This window comes from Stenotrophomonas maltophilia complex sp. Om-AH-Sm3 (assembly GCF_059337855.1).
In genome coordinates this window covers 150857-169264 of record NZ_JBYBLQ010000007.1, presented here as the reverse complement: position 1 = coordinate 169264, position 18408 = coordinate 150857, and the positions used below count along the sequence as shown (strand labels likewise).

Here is an 18408-nt window from a genome sequence, read left to right as displayed (position 1 = left end):
CTCGTGTGTCCGCCCCGTCTTCCCTGCAAGGACATGACCATGACGCCCCACGGTTTCCTCTCGCCCAATCTGCGCCCGCTGGCAGCGGCCCTCATGCTCGCCCTGTCGGCGCTTCCTTCCGCGCCCGCAGCAGCAGGCGAACTGGATGGCCAGACGGCCGAGGTCGTCGCCGGCGATCCGGTGGAAGCCTGGTCGTTGAAGAACGGCGCGTCACTGGTCGGTCGCGAGGCGGCCATGCAATCGATCGATGTGGCAGACACCTCCTCGGTGGCACTGCAGGGCGGTACGGTGACATCGGTCACTGCATCCGGTGCGGTAACGCTCCAGGGTGATGCCCGCCTCACGGCAACCGGCACCACCTTCCGCGGCGGTGGCATCGGCCTCGAAGGTGACAACACGGTAGCACGGCTGAGCGGTGGCGCCATCATCATTGCCGCGGCTGATCTAGTGCCGCGAAGCCTGGCGATAGGCGTAGACCTGCGCACCGCGGCAGGCGGCTCCGGAGATCGCAACTCGGTCGCAACCTTGGATGCCATGCGTGTCCAGGTGGAGGACAACCCTGGCGCCACCGCGCCCTATAACAGCGGCCTGGGCGTGCGTCTGCAGTTCGGCAGCATGGATATCGTCAATGGCTCGCATGTCACCGGTGCCAATGTGGGTGCCATGCTGTGGGGCGCGCTCAACCCGGCCGGTGAAGTAGCACTGACGGTTGATGACTCCACGCTCGTTTCGCAGCGGGGTGCCGCCATCCAGGTCATGCCGCTGGAAAGCAACCGCTACATCATCACGGCGCGCAACAACGCCCAGCTGAGCGGCGCCGACGGCAATCTCCTGCTGGTGAGGAGCGAGTACGGCGTCTCCCCGGCCCGCACCGACGTGAGCTTCACTGTCGATGATTCGCGCCTGGCTGGCGATGTGACGTTTGATCCCGCCACCGTCACCAATGGCTCGCTGGACGTACGCCTGCGCAACAACGCCCGCATCGACGGCCGCTTCAACAATGTCACGTCCGCCAATATCGATGGCGACAGCACCTGGCTGCTGACGGGCGACAGCACTGTCGGCCAGCTCACCCTGGGCGCCACTGGCACCGTCGGCCTGGGTGATGGCAGTACGTTCAACACGCTCACCGTGGATGAATTCACCGGCAACGGCGGCACCCTGCTGTTCAACACCGTGCTGGGCGATGACACCTCGCTGACCGACACGTTGGTGATCAACGGCGATGCCAACGGCCAGGCCAACGTGCGCGTGCTCAATGCCGGCGGCGCCGGGGCGAAGACCGAGCGCGGCATCGAGCTGATCGATATCGGTGGTGCGTCCAATGCGCAGTTCGACCTGGTCGGCCGCGCCGTGGGCGGGCAGTACGAGTATTCCCTGGTGAAGGACGCCAATGGCAACTGGTACCTGCGCTCGGAACTGGCCACGGCGCCGGACCCCTGCCAGGCCGACCCGACACTACCCGAGTGCACGCCGATCACGCCGATCGATCCGGTGGACCCCATCGACCCGGTACCGGTGCTGCGCCCGGAGGCCGGTGTCTACCTGGCCAACCAGTTCGCGCTGGACCAGCTGCTGCGCCATACCTGGCGCGACCGCCAGGGCGGCACGCCTGCTGCCGAGGGCGTGCGCGGCTGGGCACGGGTGGATGCGAACCAGAGCAGGCTCGGGGCGGTGGAAGACCAGCTGGACCTGCGTGTGCAGCGCTCGCGCGTGCAGCTGGGTGCCGATCTGGGCGTGTTCGACGATGGCCGTGGCCGCGTGGGCGTGATGGGCACCGCTGCCCAGTCCAGCGCGACCTCGCGTTCGCAGCTGACCGGTTACAGCGCACGCGGCAAGGTGGAAGGCGGCGCGCTTGGTGTGTACGGCAACTGGGCCAGCGACGCGCTGTATGTGGATGCCAGCGTGCAGCGCGGCCAGTTCCGCAACCGCGTGCAGGGCGAAGGCCTGGCCGAGGAACGCTACGACTCGGATGTGTGGCAGAGCTCGGTGGAAGCTGGGTACCGCTTCGGCATTGGCCAGATCGGCAACACCGCGCTGAGCCTGCAGCCGGAACTGCAGCTGATCTACACCGATGCGAAGACCGACGTGCACACCGAGGCCAATGGCACCGTGGTGCACGCTTCTGGTAACACCGGCCTGTCGGGCCGTGCCGGCCTGCGTCTGCAGGGCGAATCGCGCCCGGCAGTGGGGGCCTCGGTCAGCCCGTATCTGGCAGCCAACTGGTACCGCGATGGGGCGGGCAATGGCATTGCCTTCGACGATGAAGTACTGAAGGCGGGCATTCCGCGCAACCGCTATGAACTGAGCGCGGGTGCGCGCGTGGAATTCCGCTCCGGCTTCAGCGCATGGGGCGGGCTGGGTGTGATGCGCGGCGACCATGGCTATCGCGAAGCCACAGGGAACCTGAGCGTTGCCTATAAGTGGTGAGGTAGGTGAAAGAACGGCGCCGGTGAGATCCGGCACCGTTTTTGTTTTGGCCCGACCCAACCGGTGCACCCTGCTTTCTGCTTTTTGCTTTTTGTAGAACCGAGCCCATGCTCGGCTGCTTTTGGCGCCAACCCCGGCGGAAGCAGCCGAGCATGGGCTCGACTCTACAGGTTTGTCGCAATCGGCACGCGCGCCCGTTGCGCCCTCGCTTTGCGAGTTTTTCGAACTTTCAAACTTTTCTCATTGGCAGCACCAACGCTGCGTGCAAATCATGTGGGGCCACCGACAACGGGTGGCACGGGCTTGCAATCCCGTTTGGTAACTCATTTGTTTACGCTTGTCTGCCGGCGTCGCGCCCTCCTGTGCGTGGCGCCGGCAGGCAATCCGTCCGCGTGCTTCATGGCGGGCGGTGCGTGGGGGCCTCGTGCCCGCCGGCGTTTCGCTGAGTTACCACCGGTATTGCAACCACGCACCGTCCGCCACCCTTGCTGCCAAGCGGGGTGGCTCCTTTGCCACACGCATGAGGACGCCGCCATGAGCGCCAGTCACTATCCCTTTCTGTTTGCCACCCTCGGCGAGGCCGCTGCGCGCCTGCCCGATGACCTGGCCCGCACGCTCGAAACCACGCTGGCCAGCCTGCAGGCGGGCGCCGCCAACGGCGTCACGCTGTTGGGTTGCCTGCGCACCATCCACGAAGTGGATGCTGCCGACGGTCAACCGTTGCCTGCCGCCGGGCGCACCCAGAGCCAACGCTGGGCCCTGTCCCGTATCGACCGCGCCAATGCTGGCCTGACCTTCCTGGTGGAACTGCTGCAGGCCAGCGAACGCGTGCGCGTGGATGGCGATGAAAGCCAGCAGTTGGACGACGCGGCGCGCGAAGCGCTGCTGCTGGCCTGTCGGGGCCTGTGCGAATACGTGGGGTTGCAGGTGCACGCGGCCTGACAGGCACGGCCTTTGGTTGCCGCCGGGCATGGCCCGGCGCTACCCCGCGTCATGCGTTCCGTTGCCGCCGGGCATGGCCCGTGGTGCGCTATCGGTAATCCGCGTTCAACACTGCCTCGCCTTTCACGCTCCCGGGTATCAGCGCATCGCTGGTGCGGTAGTAGCGTGCCGTGAATGTGTGGTCATGTACGCCGCCGATGCCAGGATCGAAGTTCCACGGCTGCCCGAACTGGACCGCGGCGCCATTGCGCAGCAGCTGGACCCGCACGCCGCCGGCATCCGAATCGGCGGTAGGTGTGAGCAAGCTGCCGGTATTGGCTGCATCGCCCGCATCGGTGAGTGTCATCGTTGCTCTGGGGGCGTCCGTCCCGCAGTTCATCCGGATGGCGATCACCTTTTCCCTGGCGGTGCTTCCCGGCGCGTTCAGCTCGGCCGCCTGTACGTCCTGCAATGCCTCGACGGCATCATCCAGCGGGCACGTGGGAGCGGGGAAAACCAACCTCAGATGCAGCGCACTGCTGCCGCCAAGCGCAGGATAGGCGCCGACGTCGACGTGGACGCTTCCACCACTGATATCCATCGTGCGCAGCCGGTGATCGTCCGGCCGCGTAAAGAAGCCAACATGCAGGTTGAACAGCATGTTCGACGCCGCGGACGAACGGACGGGCGTCGGGACGCCCAGCGCCAACGGTACACCCGGCGGGTAGAACGGGTTGGCTTGTGACCAGCGAAAAATCATGAGCGGCGAATCCGGGCCAGCCTCATAGGCAGGATGGTTCTGTCCGTCGAAGTAGATGGTGCCGGCAGGCGTCAGGCCCGGAAATTCCACTCGGATGACCATCCCCAGGTCCTCGGCGTCGACCGTACAGCCGCGGATCTTGGGGATGATGGTGGTGTAGCTGATCCGTTGATTCGGAAATGAAGGGTATGTGGGATGCTCGCTCTCATGGTTCAAAGGGGGCAGCTCCAGTGACGTGCACGCGCAGGCAGCGCCGATGCCGGACAGCGCCAGAAGCGCTGCAGCGGCGATCTTGCCGGTACGGGGAACACTGCATCGGGCGGCGCTCATTGGTAATCCGCCGTCACCGTGATTTCAGTCTGCACCGCGCCCGCCGTAACTGTGCCCACCGTGGTCAGGTAATACCCGGCCCGCAGGGCAAAGCTGGCGGTGGCACCGGTCACCGGCACGTCAATGCCGGTATCGCCGTTCTTCAGGTAGGTCGTGCCGGTGGCGCCCTGCAGCAGCGCAATCGATACGCCGTCGGCCGCGTCGGTGGCAGCGGTGTTCTTCCAGCGCTCGGCGTCGCCGTCGGCGGCGGTACCGGCGAAGGACAGGGTGGCCTTGGTCACGCCCACGCAGCCAGTGAAATCCAGCGTGCCGGCTTTGAGCTGGTTGTCCCCCTGGGTGAGTTCGTTGGCTTTGACCGGGTCCAGCGTGATGGCGGGCGCGTTCAAGGTGCAGGTCCCGGGCAGCACGCGGCCGCTGATGGTGAGCGTGGCGGAATCGGCCAGTGCGGCAGGGGCGGTGGCCATCAATGCGAGAAACGAGGCGTTACGCACGGCAGCAGCAGTCATGGAAAATCTCCTGTGGAAGGGAATGGCGGATCAGTACGTTTCGGGCGCGGCGGCCTGCAGGCCCCGCGCGGGGGCAGCCAGGGGCGCGCACAATGCCTGGCTCCACGACAGGCCGTAGCCATCGGGTGCATCGGGCATGCGGTAATGCAAGCGGCAGCGCTTCGGGCCCTCCGGGTCGACGATCAGCGTGCCGGCCTCCTGCGCGCCACGCAGCTGGATGACGCCGCCCTGCCCGACGGCGCCCCTGGGCACGCCGTGCTCGTCCTCCACCCGCGCAGCGAATGGCAATGGCTGGCCCAGTGCGTCGGTAACATCGATGAACAGCGTGCGCTCCCGCGCTGCGTTGAAGGCCACGCGCACGATGCTGCCGGCCGTGGGTGCCACGCGCTGCGAGGTCTGCAGCAGTTCCACCTCGATCGGCAGGCCGGACGGATCCAGGTCGATCTGGTTCCAGCGGTACGGACTGATGTGCGGCAGCAGCGCATAGCCGTTGCCCGCCACGCGCACCTGGCCGCCATAGCCCACCTGCGCCCCCTCCGCCCCCTCGGCATGGATGAGTGCAAAGCCCTCACCTACCGGCGGCCCCAGATTCATGCCACCGCGGTGCAGGGCGACGCTGCCGCTGGCCCCCAGCGACAGGTTGCGGTAACTGCCGCTGCGGCTGTAGCCCGCGTTGACGTTGCCGCGGCTGCCCTGGTAAGTGGCGTAGGCGCTGGCGTTGCTCTGGCTGCCGCCGCCGTCGCTGGCCGACACGCTGTAACTGAGAGCACGCTTTTCGCCCAGCACGCCGTTGATGCCCAGCTGTGCCTGCGTGCCGCTGGCGGCGTGGCTGAGCTGGCTGTTGAACCGCGGCGTGCTGGGGCGACGGCCCAATGGCACGCTGACGGTGAGCCCATAGCGGGTATCCGCGTGCCCTGCGTCGAGCTGGTAGCGCAACGCGGAGACACCGATGTTGGCCACACCCAGCACAGTCTGCACGCCCAGCTGCACATCGCTGCGGCGCCGTGTATCACCCCAGTAGCGGGTATGGCCGCCGCTGAGGTACAGCGTGCTGCGCTGGTCCAGTTTCTGCGAGAAATTGACCTGGTAGCGCTGGCGGGCACGGCTGGCATGGCCCCAGTCGTCGCTGCGCACGCGGGCGAAATCACCCAGCGACAGGTAGCCGCGCGTGCTGTAGCGGTAGGCGGCCAGGCCGAAGTGGGTGCCGCTGCGTGCGACATAGCGCTGGTAGTTGATGCGGACACTGTTGCCGCTGACCGCCCCGGCATGCAGCGGTTGCGCGCGCGAATGGGTGACGTCTGCACCGAAGGCGCCCACCGGTGTATTCACCGCTGCACCGGCCAACAGCGACCGGTAATCCTCACCCAGCTGCGCACCGCCCAGCAGCGTCAAGCGGTTGCTGATGCCGCGGGCGTAGGTGGCCTCGGCAAAGCGCAGTTCGTCCCAGCGATCGCTGGTGTCGCGCAGTTGGCCGACCGTGGCGCTGAAGCGGCTGGCGCCCGGACGCAATGCCTGTGGCACGGCGGAGAAGTTGACGGTGAAGCGCTGCTCGCGGGCATCCGGCTCGGTAACGGTGACTTCAAGGTCGCCCCCGAAGTGGGTGGGGTAGAGATCGTCGATGACGAACGGGCCCGGCGCCACCGTGGTCTCGTGGATGATGGTGCCATTCTGGCGGATGCGTACCACCGCGTTGCCCTCGGCGATGCCGCGCACCACCGGCGCAAAGCCGCGCAGCGAATCGGGCAGCATGCGCTCGTCGGTGGCCAGCCGCAGGCCGGTGAAGGCGACACTCTCGAACAGTTCGCCGCCGGTATTGCCCTGGCCCAGCAACAGCTGGCTGTCCCAGCCGGGCAGGTCGCGCTGCAGCGAACTGCCGATCACGTCGTGATGGCGGCCCTCCGAGCCCTGGCTGACGGCCGAGCGATGGCGCAGCCGCCAAGCGCCCACGTTCAGCCCGGCGTTGACGCCCAGGTAAGTGCTGTCACGTCCACCGCTACGGTTGCGGTTGAGGCTGTAATCGATGAAGCCAGCGGTGATGCCGCGATCGCGCTGGTCCGGTGCCACGTACCCGCGCGCACTGCGTGCCTGCGCCGCCTGTGGCACGCCCAGGTGCAGCTGCAATGCGCTGCTGTCCAGTTCAACGGTGGCACCCTCGATAAGGTCGGGCAGATCCACACACGCATCCGGATCGTCATCAAGCGCGGCAAGAATCTCGTCCCTCAACTCCAACTGCCGCACCACGGCCGTCGGCAGGCACAGCACGCCATCCCGCACTGCAATGTCCACGTTGCGCTGGAAATTGCCATTGGTCAGCAGTTCCAGAGGGTATTCGCCATCGGGCAGCTGGTTGCCCTGCGCATAGCGCTGCAGGTCGATGGCCTGTCCTCCGATGAGAAAGCCACTGCTGAACTCAAGGTGGTCGGCCACGGCCGCAGGGCTCGCGCCGCACAGCGCGAAGGCAATGGCGGCAGGCAGCGCACTGTATCGCGGGACCGGTCGAGACGGGAAGAAACGCGGAGTCATGGGGATTGCCAGGTCGCAGCCCGCACAGGCGCGGGCGTCGCGGCGAAGACTAGGCAGGCGTGTCGCGGATGCCTATCGAATTTATTGCGACTGCAGCAATGGAGCGGCGAGCGAACTCAGCGGTAATCCGCGGTGAGCACCGCCTCGCCCTTCACCACGCCCGGCCAGCGGCTCTGCGACACGCAGGTAGCGTGCGCTGAAGCTCAACGGCTGGTCACCCTTGCTGGAGTAACCGTAATTCCAACGTTTCCCGAGCTGCATTGGCTGGCCGCCGCGCAGCAGTTGCATGCGTACGCCTCCTGCATCGGAGCCGGTAGAAGGCGTCAGCACGCTGCCGGTGCTGGCCGGATCGTTTGCATCGCTCATACTCAGCGTTACATCGATTTTCGCGGTGGGGCAGGCCATCATCACGTCGAAGGGCGTGTCACCTGCAGTGTCATCCGGCTGTTGCAGCCTTTCGGCCGACGCCGGAGCCAGCGTGACATCGCGCTGTACCAGCGCACAGGTCAACGCAGGTACCTTGAAGCCGAGTGAGACAGGGTGCCGCAGGCGCTGGCTGGGGTCGCTTACCGGCCAGGTCTCGATGGTGCCTAGATGGTGGTAGGGCACGCTTTCCATGGCGCCCCCCGGGAGGAAATACATGATGACGACGCCGACATCGAGGTCCGCGTGACTGGGGAGAGTCCCCGCATCATGCTGGACCATCCGGCCCGGATGCAGAGGCGTCGAGCCGCCCCCTGAACCCCACCCATGACCTGATGTTGGATGCCGATGAGCATGGAACGGTCGGGATCGTTGATAAGACAAGCCGCAAACACGGCGCGCTCATATGGATGTCACGCACGTGGGTAAGCCCTGCAAGCGCCACTTCCACCTGGAAGGACATCGGGCTCGGCGGGCAGCGGTACGCTGTGCGGAGAAAGCCGACGGTGCCACCGAACCGATAGTCGGGTCTGCCGACGTTGGGCACCGAGCCGTTATCGTCCAGCCCCTGGTAGGCGCTGCCGAGCCGCTGGCAGGCGGCTGCATCCGTGGTGGCTGCCAGCAATACAAGCAGCGGCGACATCCTGCGGCCGGGAACGATGCGGATGTGGAAACGGCCGGGCGTGATCACGGGAGCGCCTCGGGCCGCTGGGTCGCGGGTCGCGGGTCGAACCGTACTCTAGAAACCTCGCACGCGTGATCCCATTGGACTTGTTGCAATCACCGGGCCATGAACACGATTTGCAACTATTTTCATTGGCGCCCTCTGCCTGCGCGGGGAGACTGCGCGCTGCTGACAGGGCGCAGGGCGCTCGTCGGCGTCTCCTTTCCGCTCCACCGAGAGAATCCCATGACGAACTTCATCCGCGCCTTGGGCGCCTGCCTGCTGGTCGGTGTCGCGCCGGTTGCGTCTGCCGAGAAGCTGGAAATCACCGGCGAAATCATGCCCACCACCTGCGCAGTGCAGGCGGCCGCAGGCACCATCACCGTGGCGATGGGCAAGGTCGAGCTGACCTCCATCAATGCCAACACCCGCGCTGGCCAGAAGAACTTCAGCATCCTGCTGGACTGTTCCGGCTCGGGCGCCGATCAGGATGTGGGTGTGCGTTTTGGCGGCGCACCGGATGGTGCCACCGGCAACCTCGCGCTCAACGCCGGTTCCAGCGCCACCAACGTGGGCGTGGCCCTGTATGACGTCGCCGGCAACCACCAGAAGATCGGCGAGGACCCGCTGCAGTGGGTAACCATCCCCGCTGCCGGCAGCGGCCAGCTTGACTACAGCGCGTGGTACGCCTCGCCGGCCCAGAATGCCACTGCCGGCACGGCCAACGCATCGGGCGACTTCGTGGTTGTCTACAGGTAAAGCCCTGCCTGTTGCCGGCCCTGACACGGCCGGCAACGGCGTGCACAGGAGTCAAGCCATGAACTTTCGAGCAATCGCATGGGCCGCCGCACTGGCGGGCGCGATGCCGCTGCCCGCGCACGCCGCGGTGACGCTTCAAGGCACGCGCATCGTGCACGATGCCGCCAAGGGCCGCGACGTGACCGTGCAGGCCAGCAACCGCGGCGAACAGGCGGCAATGGTGCAGGTGTGGATCGACAACGGCGACAGCGCGGCCCGGCCGGAACACGTGCGCACCCCGTTCCGGCTGACCCCGGCCGAGCCGCGCCTGCTGCAGGCGCACCAGGGGCAGGCATTCCGCATCACGTACGCGCCGCGTCCTGGTGAAGCACCGCTACCCGTTGACCGCGAATCGGTGTTCTATTTCAACCTGCTGGATATTCCGCCAAAGCCCAAGGATGCGGCGGACAAGAACCTTCTGCAGTTTGCGGTGCGTACCCGGGTGAAGCTGTTCCATCGCCCCGCCGGGCTGCCCGGCAGTGCGCGTGATGCCGCCGGGGAGCTGCAATGGCGCGCGCAAGGCGACGCATTGCAGGTGACCAACCCGAGTGCGTACCACGTGACCCTGAGCACGTTGACCCTGGCCGACGGCCGCAAAATGGAGGGAAGCATGATTGCCCCTGGCGGAGCGCTGAACCTGCCACTGCCGGCCGGTACGGCGATGCCGTCGTCGGTGACGTTCCAGTGGCTGGACGATTACGGCACGCCGCGCGATGCCGAGGCCAAAATTACACCGTGAGGTAGCCACACGCGTCCTGTAGAGCTGAGCTATGCTCAGGCGAACGAATTGCGTCGCCGCCGGATCCGCATGGACGGTGATGCGCTGAAATCACGCAGTCCGGCCATCCGCGCCCAAGCGAGAGGCGGTGCGACCCAGCGGGCGGCGCAGCATCAGCCTTCGGTTCATTGCATTGGCTCAGGCGCGGGAATTTGCAACTTGTTGCATGGTGTCAATGGATCTGCTGGGCAACACTCGGCCCGCGCCAATCGATCCAACTGCGACAATTTCTGGCATGCCCCTATCGCTCGAGGAGTGCGACACGATGACAAACCGCTGTGCTCCGCGCTCGCGCCCTCTGACGCTCGCTCTTATGGCCGGCCTTACTCTACCCGTGTCGCAGGCCTTCGCCGCGACTATCTCCGGACCCGACGCGACGCATGTCGTACAACCCGGCGATCGCGTGGAAGACTGGTTCGTCCTCGACGGGGCAGTGCTGCAGTTGCGACCGCATTCGCGCGTGCTTAACGCATTCGTGACCGATTCGCGCCTTGCAGCAGAAGATGCCCGACTTGATTTTGTGAATGTACTGCGGGGCCGGCTCGATATGCGGGGCGGAACCCTTGGCTACGTCGACCGTAGTGGGTATGCCGCGCTGATCAACAACAGCGTTGCCTATCTCGACCAGGTGGATATTGAATCTGACGGGACAGGCATCTGGGCGATTCGCGCCGGTACTGATATGAGCCTCTCCCGCTCCGTGCTTTCAGCCGGGCGTATTGGTGTGGATGTCGAGGACAGGGCGAACGTTCGTCTGGACGATGTGGATCTGAGTACGTCCAATGTGCTGACCAGCATTGGCCTAAGAATGACCGACAGCCGTGCCAGCGTGGCTGACAGCCGGATCAGTGCAGGCGGAATCGCCGTGTCCATGATCAACAGCGAAGCGGACATCACCGGCAGCACCCTTGCCGGGCGCACAGGCGGCGTGGTGATCAGCACGACCGCCAGTGCGGCGGCACCTGCGCAGGCGCGACTGGAAGGCACTACCGTCACTGCAGCGTCGGGCACAGCGGTCGTGCTCTCGGGTGCCAGTACGCTGGCACTACGCGACAGCCGTCTGCAGGGTGGCGGGGCCAATGGCATGGGCGTGCTGATGCAGGGCGGCGGCACCCTGGTTGCGCGGGGCGGGAGTATCGAGGGAGATCGCGCGGGGCTGCGCGTGGACGATTCCGGCAACACAGCCAGCGTCATGCTCGATGGCGCGCGGATTACCTCCGTCAATGGCGACGCCGTGCAGGTTACTGGGGGCATATCCGGCAGAAACACCATCACCGTTCGCAACGGTGCTTCGCTGACCGCCGGAACGGGCGTCCTGCTGCGCGCACAGGCCAGCGCGCAGGTGGACCTGCAGGTTCACGCCTCGCATCTGGCCGGCGATCTGATCGGCCAGCGCACTGACTCTGGCTTGGACGTCACGCTGGGCGACGGCGCCACTTTGGCCGGGGTGATCGACGGCGGACGGACCATTGCCCTGCACAATGCGCAGTGGCATATGACCGGCGACAGCCGCATCGGCCGCCTGCTGCTCGGCCCTGACGCAGTGCTTGCACTGGGCGGAGACGATGCCTTCCAAACGCTGGCGATCAGCGGCGACTTCACTGGTGATGGCGGGACTCTCCTTTTCAATACCGTGCTTGGCGGCGATGATGCGGCGACCGACCGACTGGTCATCGGCGGCGACACACGAGGCACCGCCAATATCCGGGTGACCAATGTGGGAGGCGTCGGAGCAGCGACCCAGGACGGCATCGAGCTTATCTCGGTGGGTGGAACATCCAATGGACAGTTCACTCTGGCCGGCCGCGCCGTGGGCGGCCAGTACGAGTACTTCCTTCACAAGGGCACTGGCGCAGATGGCAACTGGTATCTGCGCTCGGTATTGCCGACGCCGCCGGACCCGTGCGACGCAGATCCTTCCAGCTGCACACCGCCTGTCGATCCGGTAGATCCGATAGATCCGGTGGATCCGGTGGATCCGGTAGATCCGGTAGATCCGATCGAACCGGCGGATCCGGTGGATCCGGTGGATCCCATCGATCCCGGAGATGGCAACCTGGCCCCTCCTCCGCATCCTGATCCCGTAATCCGTCCTGAGGGCGGCGCCTATCTGGCTAACCTGCGTGCTTCGCAGGAAATGATGCGCATCGGCTACCACGAGCGCAGCACAGGCCAGAACGGTGGCCGCGCCTGGGCGCGCGTGGACGGCGCTCGTCGGGGCTTCGATGCGGCCAGCCGCCAGCTGGGCATCCACGGTAGCAGCCAGACGCTGAGCGTCGGTGCTGACCTGTGGCGTGCCCGTAATGGCGGTGGCGTGGGCATCATGCTATCCAGCGGCAATGCCGCCAGCACATCCACCAACGCTCTCAGCGGCTACTACGCCCGAGGCAAAGTAAAGGGTGAAGCGTTGGGCGTATATGGCACTTGGCGTGCGGGCATTGGGGCAGATTCCTACAGCGGATTCTACGTGGATGGCACCGTGCAGCGGGCGCAGTTCCGTAACCGTGTGGAAGGCGTCGGCCTGGCAACCGAGCACTATGACAGCCGCGCGTGGCAGAGCGCGCTTGAGACCGGCTACGCGTTCCGCTTTGGCGCGAGCAACGGCCACAGTAATGTGTTTCTGGAACCACAATTGCAGGTCGGCTACAGCAAATGGGACGGCACGCGTCACACTGAAGCCAACGGCACGGTGGTGACCACCGATGATGCCGATGGCCTGTTCGGTCGCGCAGGCCTCCGCCTGTCCGGCGTGACGCGGTGGGAAAACCCTGCGGCGCAGGTGCAGCCGTACCTGGCTGCAAACTGGCTGCGCGACCGCGCCGAATCGCGGGTGTACATGGACGGAGAACTGGTAGACGCGCGCGTTCCACGCAATCGTGTCGAAGTAAGTGCCGGAGCGTCAGTGAAGTTTGCCAACGGCGTGAGCGTGTGGGCTGGGTGGGCCCGCCAGCAAGCCAGTGGCTACTACCAGGTCAGTGCGCAGCTCGGGATGAACTACCGCTGGTAAGAGGCTATTTCGTTTGGCTGCACCGCGTCGACATGTCCCTCGATCGGGCGATATTTCTGGCCGGATGCTGGGCACAACCAACCAAAGCCACGTCATCACCTGACGTGTTGCGTGATCCTGCATGCACACAACGATGAACATGGATATGGCCGGCCGCGGCCACTGTAGAGTCGAGCCATGCTCGACTCACGCGCGCAGCGCGGAGTAGAGCCACGCCACGTGTGGATGAGCCGTCTTGGAAACGGGATCAGAGCCTTTTGCTGCGCAAAGGGATCCGACCCCTGCGCGAACGGCCGCCGGGCATGGCCCGGCGCTACCGATTCGTCGCGCGCCCGGCGCCCTACGCCGAGGCGTAGCGCACGGCGGTGCCGATCCAGCGGTTGACCACGCGGTCGGCCAGCGCCGGTTGCTGGGCCAGCAGGCGCCCGGCCAGGTCGTGCACGCCGGGCAACAAGCCGGCATCGCGGGCCAGATCGGCAATGCGGAAGCCGGCCAGGCCGGTCTGGCGGGTGCCCAGCAGTTCGCCGGGACCGCGCAGTTCCAGATCCTTTTCGGCAATGACGAAGCCATCGTTGGTGTCGCGCATCGTCTGCAGGCGCTCGCGCGCCATCTGCGAAAGCGGCGCCTGGTACAGCAGCACGCAGCGCGACACCGCCGAACCACGCCCCACCCGACCGCGCAGCTGGTGCAGCTGGGCCAGGCCGAGACGCTCGGCGTTCTCGATCACCATCAACGAAGCATTGGGTACGTCCACGCCCACTTCGATCACGGTGGTGGCCACCAGCAGGTCGATCTCGCCGGCCTTGAACGCCACCATCGTCGCCAGCTTTTCCGCCGCCTTCAGGCGGCCATGCACCAGGCCCACGCGCACGCCGGGCAGCAACGCCTGCAGCGATTCGTAAGTGGCCTGCGCGGGCGTGGCATCCAGTTCTTCGCTTTCCTCGATGAGCGTGCACACCCAGTACACCTGCCGCCCTTCCTGGCAGGCCAGCGCGATGCGTTCGATCAGTTCCGGACGGCGATCGTTGTTCAGCGCCACGGTCTGCACCGGGGTGCGGCCGGGCGGCAGTTCGTCGATGGCCGATACATCCAGGTCCGCGTATTCGGACATCGCCAGCGTGCGCGGAATGGGCGTGGCGGTCATCACCAGCTGGTGCGGCACGCTGTGTGCGCCTGCCCCCTTGTCACGCAGGGCCAGCCGCTGGTGCACGCCAAAGCGGTGCTGCTCGTCGACAATGGCCAAGGCCAGATCCTGGAACACCACCGCGTCCTGCATCAGCGCATGGGTGCCAACCACGACCTGCGCTTCGCCGGTGGCGACCTGCTCGATGACCTTGGCGCGCGCCTTGCCGGTGACCTTGCCGGCCAGCCAGCAGACGCGCACGCCCAGCGGTTCGAGCCAGCCGCGCAGATTGTTGAGGTGCTGCTCGGCCAGCAGTTCGGTGGGTGCGGCCAGCGCGACCTGCTTGCCCTGCTCCACCGCCAGCATGGCGGCCAGCGCAGCCACCACGGTCTTGCCGGAGCCCACGTCGCCCTGCACCAGCCGCAGCATCGGGCTGGGGCGCGCGAGATCTTCACGGATCTGCTTGAACACGCGTGCCTGCGCGCCGGTCAGCGCGAACGGCAGCTGCTTCAGCAGCGCCTTGGCCAGCTTGCCAGGACCGGCCAGCGGCGGCGCATGGTGTGCCTGCAAGGCAATGCGCTGGCGACGCAGGCTGAGGTGATGGGCCAGCAGTTCTTCCATCGCCAGGCGACGCTGCGCCGGGTGGGTACCAGCCGCCAACGCGGCCAGATCGGCATCCGGCGGTGGACGGTGCACGGTCAGCAGCGCGCTGCGCAGCGAAGGCAGGCCCAGGCCATCGAGCCAGCCGCTGGGCAGCAATTCCAGCGTGCTCTCCTCGGGCAGGCGGTCCAGCGCCTGGCCGATCAGCTTGCGCATGGTCATCGGGCCGACCCCTTCGACGGTGGGATACACCGGGTCGAGGCGGTCGCCGAGTTCGGGATCATCGTTGCGGCCCAGCACCTGGTAGCTGGGATGGACGATTTCCAGGCCGAGGTGGCCGGGCTTGGGCGTGCCGAAGCAGCGCAGCCGGGTGCCGACCGCGAACTGCCCGACCTGCTGCTGGCGGAAGTGGAAAAAGCGCAGCACCAGGGTGCCCTGCCCTTCGTCTTCCACCGCCACTTTCAGCATCGGCCGGTAGCGCATGCCACGCTCGACCGCGACCACCCGCCCTTCCACCTGCGCCGGCACGCCGTTGCGCAGGTCTTCGATGCGGGTCAGCCGGGTCCGGTCTTCATAGCGCAGCGGCAGATGAAGCCAGAGATCCTGCAGGGTGGCCAGGCCACGCGCCTGCAGTTTGGCGGCCACGGCCGGACCGACGCCGGCAAGCATCGCCAGGGATGCTTCGCCGGACGGTGACAGGACCGGGGTGACCGCCGCCTTGCGTGCCACGTGGCGGTCAGTCGATGACCATCACCGCGTCGACCTCGAAGCTGGCGCCCTTCGGCAGGCCGGAGACTTCGATGGTGGAACGGGCCGGGTACGGGGCCTGGAAGTAGTCCTGCATGACCGCGTTGACCTTGGCGAACTCGCCCAGGTCGGTCAGGTACAGGCCCAGGCGCACGACCTTGTCCAGCGAACCACCTGCGGCTTCGGCCACGGCCTTGAGGTTGTCGAAGGCGCGGCGGGCCTGTGCTTCGACGTCACCGGCGCCGACGATGTCGCCGGTAGCCGGGTCAAGCGGGATCTGGCCGGAGAAGTACACGGTGTTGCCGGCGCGCACGGCCTGCGAGTACGGGCCGATGGCGGCGGGGGCCTTTTCGGTGTTGATGATCTGGCGGGACATGGGTCGCTCCGGTGCTTGGGGGAAAACAGAGCGGTGATTGTACCGGCTGGGGGTGCATCCACGCATGGCGTGGATCTACCGCGCCGCCTCGGTAGTGCCGGCCGTTGGCCGGCAATCGCGATGCCGTCGCGGATCCATGGGTTGCCGGCCAGCGGCCGGCACTACCGGTACGCGCAGGACCTACTGGCGGCGTACCGATTGCACGACCGACAGGCGGCGCAGGCGGCGCATCACTTCGGCCAGGTGGTTGCGGTCGCGCACCTGGATGTTGAACGCCAGCACGGCGGCGTTGAAGTCGCGGTCCAGGTAGTCCACGCGTTCGATGTTGGAATGGCTCTGTGCGATGGCGGCGGCCAGCTGCGCCAGCACGCCGGTGCCGTTCTCCACTTCCACCACCAGCGAGGTGTCGTAGTCGCCGGAGACGGTGGTGTCCCAGCCGATCGGCACCCAGCGCTCGGGCGACTTGCGCAGCTCGGCCAGGTTCGGGCAGTCCATGCGGTGCACCACGATGCCCTTGCCGGCGGTGTGGTAGCCCATGATCTCGTCGCCGGGTATCGGCTGGCAGCAGCCGGCGAAGGTCACCACGCCACGCTCGCTGCCGTTGATCAGGATCTTCTCCTGCGAGTGGTGGCGCGAATGCGGGCCGCCACGCAGTTCGGCGTAGGCCATCAGCGCCTGCGCAGCCTGGGTCGGCATCCAGTTGCCCAGTGCGACCTCGGCCAGCAGCGCTTCCAGGCGCGGGAAGCGGTGTTCGGCCAGGAACGCATCCAAGCGGCCTTTCGGCAGGCGCTCCAGCGACGAATCCATCGCTTCCAGCGCGCGGTCGAGCATGCGATGGCCGAGCTGCACGGCATCTTCGTGCTCCAGCTGCTTGAGCTGGTGGCGGATGGCGGTGCGTGCCTTGCTGGTCACCACGAATTCCAGCCACTGCGGTTTCGGCGTGGCCGAGCGCGCGGTGATGATCTCCACCGACTGGCCCGACACCAGCTTGGTTCGCAGCGGCACCAGTTTCTTGTCCACGCGCGAAGCCACCGCCATGTTGCCCACGTCGGTATGCACGGCGTAGGCGAAATCGAGCGCGGTGGAGTTGCGCGGCAGGGCCAGGATCTTGCCCTTCGGGGTGAACAGGTAGACCTCGTCAGGGAACAGGTCGACCTTGACGTTGTCGAGGAATTCCAGCGAGGAACCGGCGGCGCGCTGCGAGTCGATCAGCTCGACGATCCACGCATGGGCACGGCTCTGTGCGCTGTTGGGCGAATCGCCGCCGAACTTGTAGGTCCAGTGCGCGGCCACGCCGCGTTCGGCGATCAGGTCCATTTCCTCGGTACGGATCTGCACTTCGATCGGCGAGCCATACGGCCCGAACAGCACCGTGTGCAGCGACTGGTAACCGTTGGCCTTGGGAATGGCGATGAAATCGCGGAAGCGCCCATCCAGTGGCTTGAAGGTGGCGTGCACCGAACCCAGCGCGTGGTAGCAGCTGGGCACGCTGCGCACGACCAGGCGGAAGCCGAACACATCCATCACCTGGTCGAAGGATTTGTTCTCGTCGCGCATCTTGTTGTAGATGCTCCACGGGGTCTTGATGCGGCTGATCAGCCGATGCTCGATGCCCTCCTTGGCCAGGCGCTGCGACAGCTGCACTTCCACCTGCGCCATCGCTTCGCGGCGCACCACCGGCTGGCTGCGGATGTGTTTTTCGATGATGGCGTGGCGCCATGGGTAGAGCGCCTTGAACCCCAGGTTCTGCAGCTCGCTCTTGACCAGGCTCATGCCCAGGCGCTGGGCGATGGGCGCGTAGATCTCCAGCGTCTCGCGGGCGATGCGGCCACGCGCTTCGCGGCTCTGCGCGCCCAGCGTGCGCATGTTGTGCAGGCGGTCGGCCAGCTTGATCATGATCACGCGCAGGTCGCGCGACATCGCCAGCAGCATCTTGCGGAAGCTCTCGGCGGCCGCCTCCTGGCGGTCACGGAACTTCAGCTTGTCCAGCTTGGTGACACCGTCGACCAGTTCGGCCACGGCTTCGCCGAACTCGGCGGCCAGCGCCTCGCGGGTCAGCGGGGTGTCTTCGATGGTGTCGTGCAGGATCGCGGCGATCAGCGCTTCCACGTCCAGGCCGAGTTCGGCCAGCACCTGGGCCACGGCCACCGGATGGGTGATATAGGGCTCGCCCGACTTGCGCGTCTGCCCAGCGTGCGCGGAGGCCCCGACTTCCCAGGCACGGCGCAACAGCGGCAGCTGTTCCGGCGGCAGGTAATGGGCGGCGCGTTCAAGCTGGAGGACGTAGTCGGGTACGGCGGCAGCGGGGGCTGCGGCGACCTTGGCAGTGGGGCCTGGGTTCATGCCCGAAGCCTATTCCAGCGCGACGTTTACGGCAAATCCTGAATGCGAAACAGCCCGCACGGGGCGGGCTGTTCGGTGT

13 protein-coding genes are annotated in these 18408 nt (G+C 66.5%); 5 read left to right on the top strand and 8 right to left on the bottom strand.

Features of this window, described 5'->3' with window-relative positions; genetic code table 11:
* The first annotated feature begins 39 nt into the window (after nt 1–39).
* Both AC10QF_RS10975 and AC10QF_RS10970 read left to right on the top strand, forming a co-directional pair.
* Nucleotides 40–2430, top strand: coding sequence for an autotransporter family protein (locus AC10QF_RS10975; RefSeq protein WP_494542190.1), 2391 nt, complete (start codon nt 40–42; stop codon nt 2428–2430).
* 534 nt (nt 2431–2964) lie between these two features.
* A complete protein-coding gene (locus AC10QF_RS10970; protein ID WP_494542189.1) occupies nt 2965–3372 on the top strand; it encodes a hypothetical protein in 408 nt (135 codons plus the stop codon).
* Between the two features lie 88 nt (nt 3373–3460).
* On the opposite strand, the gene AC10QF_RS10965 is transcribed toward AC10QF_RS10970, so the two are convergent.
* The 5 genes from AC10QF_RS10965 to AC10QF_RS10945 all read right to left on the bottom strand — a co-directional run bounded on the left by AC10QF_RS10965 (nt 3461) and on the right by AC10QF_RS10945 (nt 8584).
* The gene (locus tag AC10QF_RS10965) at nt 3461–4441 is read right to left on the bottom strand and encodes a fimbrial protein (RefSeq protein WP_494542188.1); all 981 of its coding nucleotides are present in this window, start codon (nt 4439–4441) and stop codon (nt 3461–3463) included.
* Nucleotides 4438–4947, bottom strand: a complete 510-nt coding sequence (locus AC10QF_RS10960) for a fimbrial protein (RefSeq protein WP_494542187.1) — start codon at nt 4945–4947, stop codon at nt 4438–4440. Before AC10QF_RS10960 ends, AC10QF_RS10965 begins: the two co-directional genes overlap by 4 nt.
* A 30-nt stretch (nt 4948–4977) precedes the next feature.
* Complete coding sequence (locus AC10QF_RS10955) at nt 4978–7470, bottom strand: fimbria/pilus outer membrane usher protein (protein WP_447906237.1); 2493 nt, start codon at nt 7468–7470, stop codon at nt 4978–4980.
* An 81-nt stretch (nt 7471–7551) separates the two neighbouring features.
* The gene (locus AC10QF_RS10950) at nt 7552–8175 is read right to left on the bottom strand and encodes a fimbrial protein (protein ID WP_494542186.1); all 624 of its coding nucleotides are present in this window, start codon (nt 8173–8175) and stop codon (nt 7552–7554) included.
* Nucleotides 8162–8584, bottom strand: a complete 423-nt coding sequence (locus AC10QF_RS10945; RefSeq protein WP_447906235.1) for a hypothetical protein — start codon at nt 8582–8584, stop codon at nt 8162–8164. Before AC10QF_RS10945 ends, AC10QF_RS10950 begins: the two co-directional genes overlap by 14 nt.
* A 219-nt stretch (nt 8585–8803) precedes the next feature.
* On the opposite strand from AC10QF_RS10945, the gene AC10QF_RS10940 reads away from it, so the two are divergent.
* The 3 genes from AC10QF_RS10940 to AC10QF_RS10930 all read left to right on the top strand — a co-directional run bounded on the left by AC10QF_RS10940 (nt 8804) and on the right by AC10QF_RS10930 (nt 13140).
* Nucleotides 8804–9316 (top strand): fimbrial protein, encoded by a 513-nt coding sequence (locus AC10QF_RS10940; RefSeq protein ID WP_447906234.1) that lies wholly within the window; start codon nt 8804–8806, stop codon nt 9314–9316.
* A 58-nt stretch (nt 9317–9374) separates the two neighbouring features.
* On the top strand, nt 9375–10094 hold the full coding sequence (locus tag AC10QF_RS10935) for a fimbrial biogenesis chaperone (protein WP_447906233.1): 720 nt from the start codon (nt 9375–9377) through the stop codon (nt 10092–10094).
* A 214-nt stretch (nt 10095–10308) separates the two neighbouring features.
* Entirely contained in the window at nt 10309–13140 is a 2832-nt protein-coding gene (locus AC10QF_RS10930; RefSeq protein WP_494542185.1) for an autotransporter family protein, read from the top strand.
* Between the two features lie 340 nt (nt 13141–13480).
* On the opposite strand, the gene recG is transcribed toward AC10QF_RS10930, so the two are convergent.
* The 3 genes from recG to AC10QF_RS10915 all read right to left on the bottom strand — a co-directional run bounded on the left by recG (nt 13481) and on the right by AC10QF_RS10915 (nt 18329).
* Nucleotides 13481–15592 (bottom strand): ATP-dependent DNA helicase RecG, encoded by a 2112-nt coding sequence (recG, locus tag AC10QF_RS10925; protein WP_494542184.1) that lies wholly within the window; start codon nt 15590–15592, stop codon nt 13481–13483.
* Between the two features lie 7 nt (nt 15593–15599).
* The gene (locus AC10QF_RS10920; protein ID WP_005418954.1) at nt 15600–15986 is read right to left on the bottom strand and encodes a RidA family protein; all 387 of its coding nucleotides are present in this window, start codon (nt 15984–15986) and stop codon (nt 15600–15602) included.
* Nucleotides 15987–16166: 180 nt separating this feature from the next.
* Nucleotides 16167–18329 carry a RelA/SpoT family protein gene (locus tag AC10QF_RS10915; RefSeq protein WP_005410876.1) on the bottom strand — a complete coding sequence of 721 codons (2163 nt, stop codon included), beginning with the start codon at nt 18327–18329 and terminating at the stop codon, nt 16167–16169.
* Nucleotides 18330–18408 lie beyond the last annotated feature (79 nt).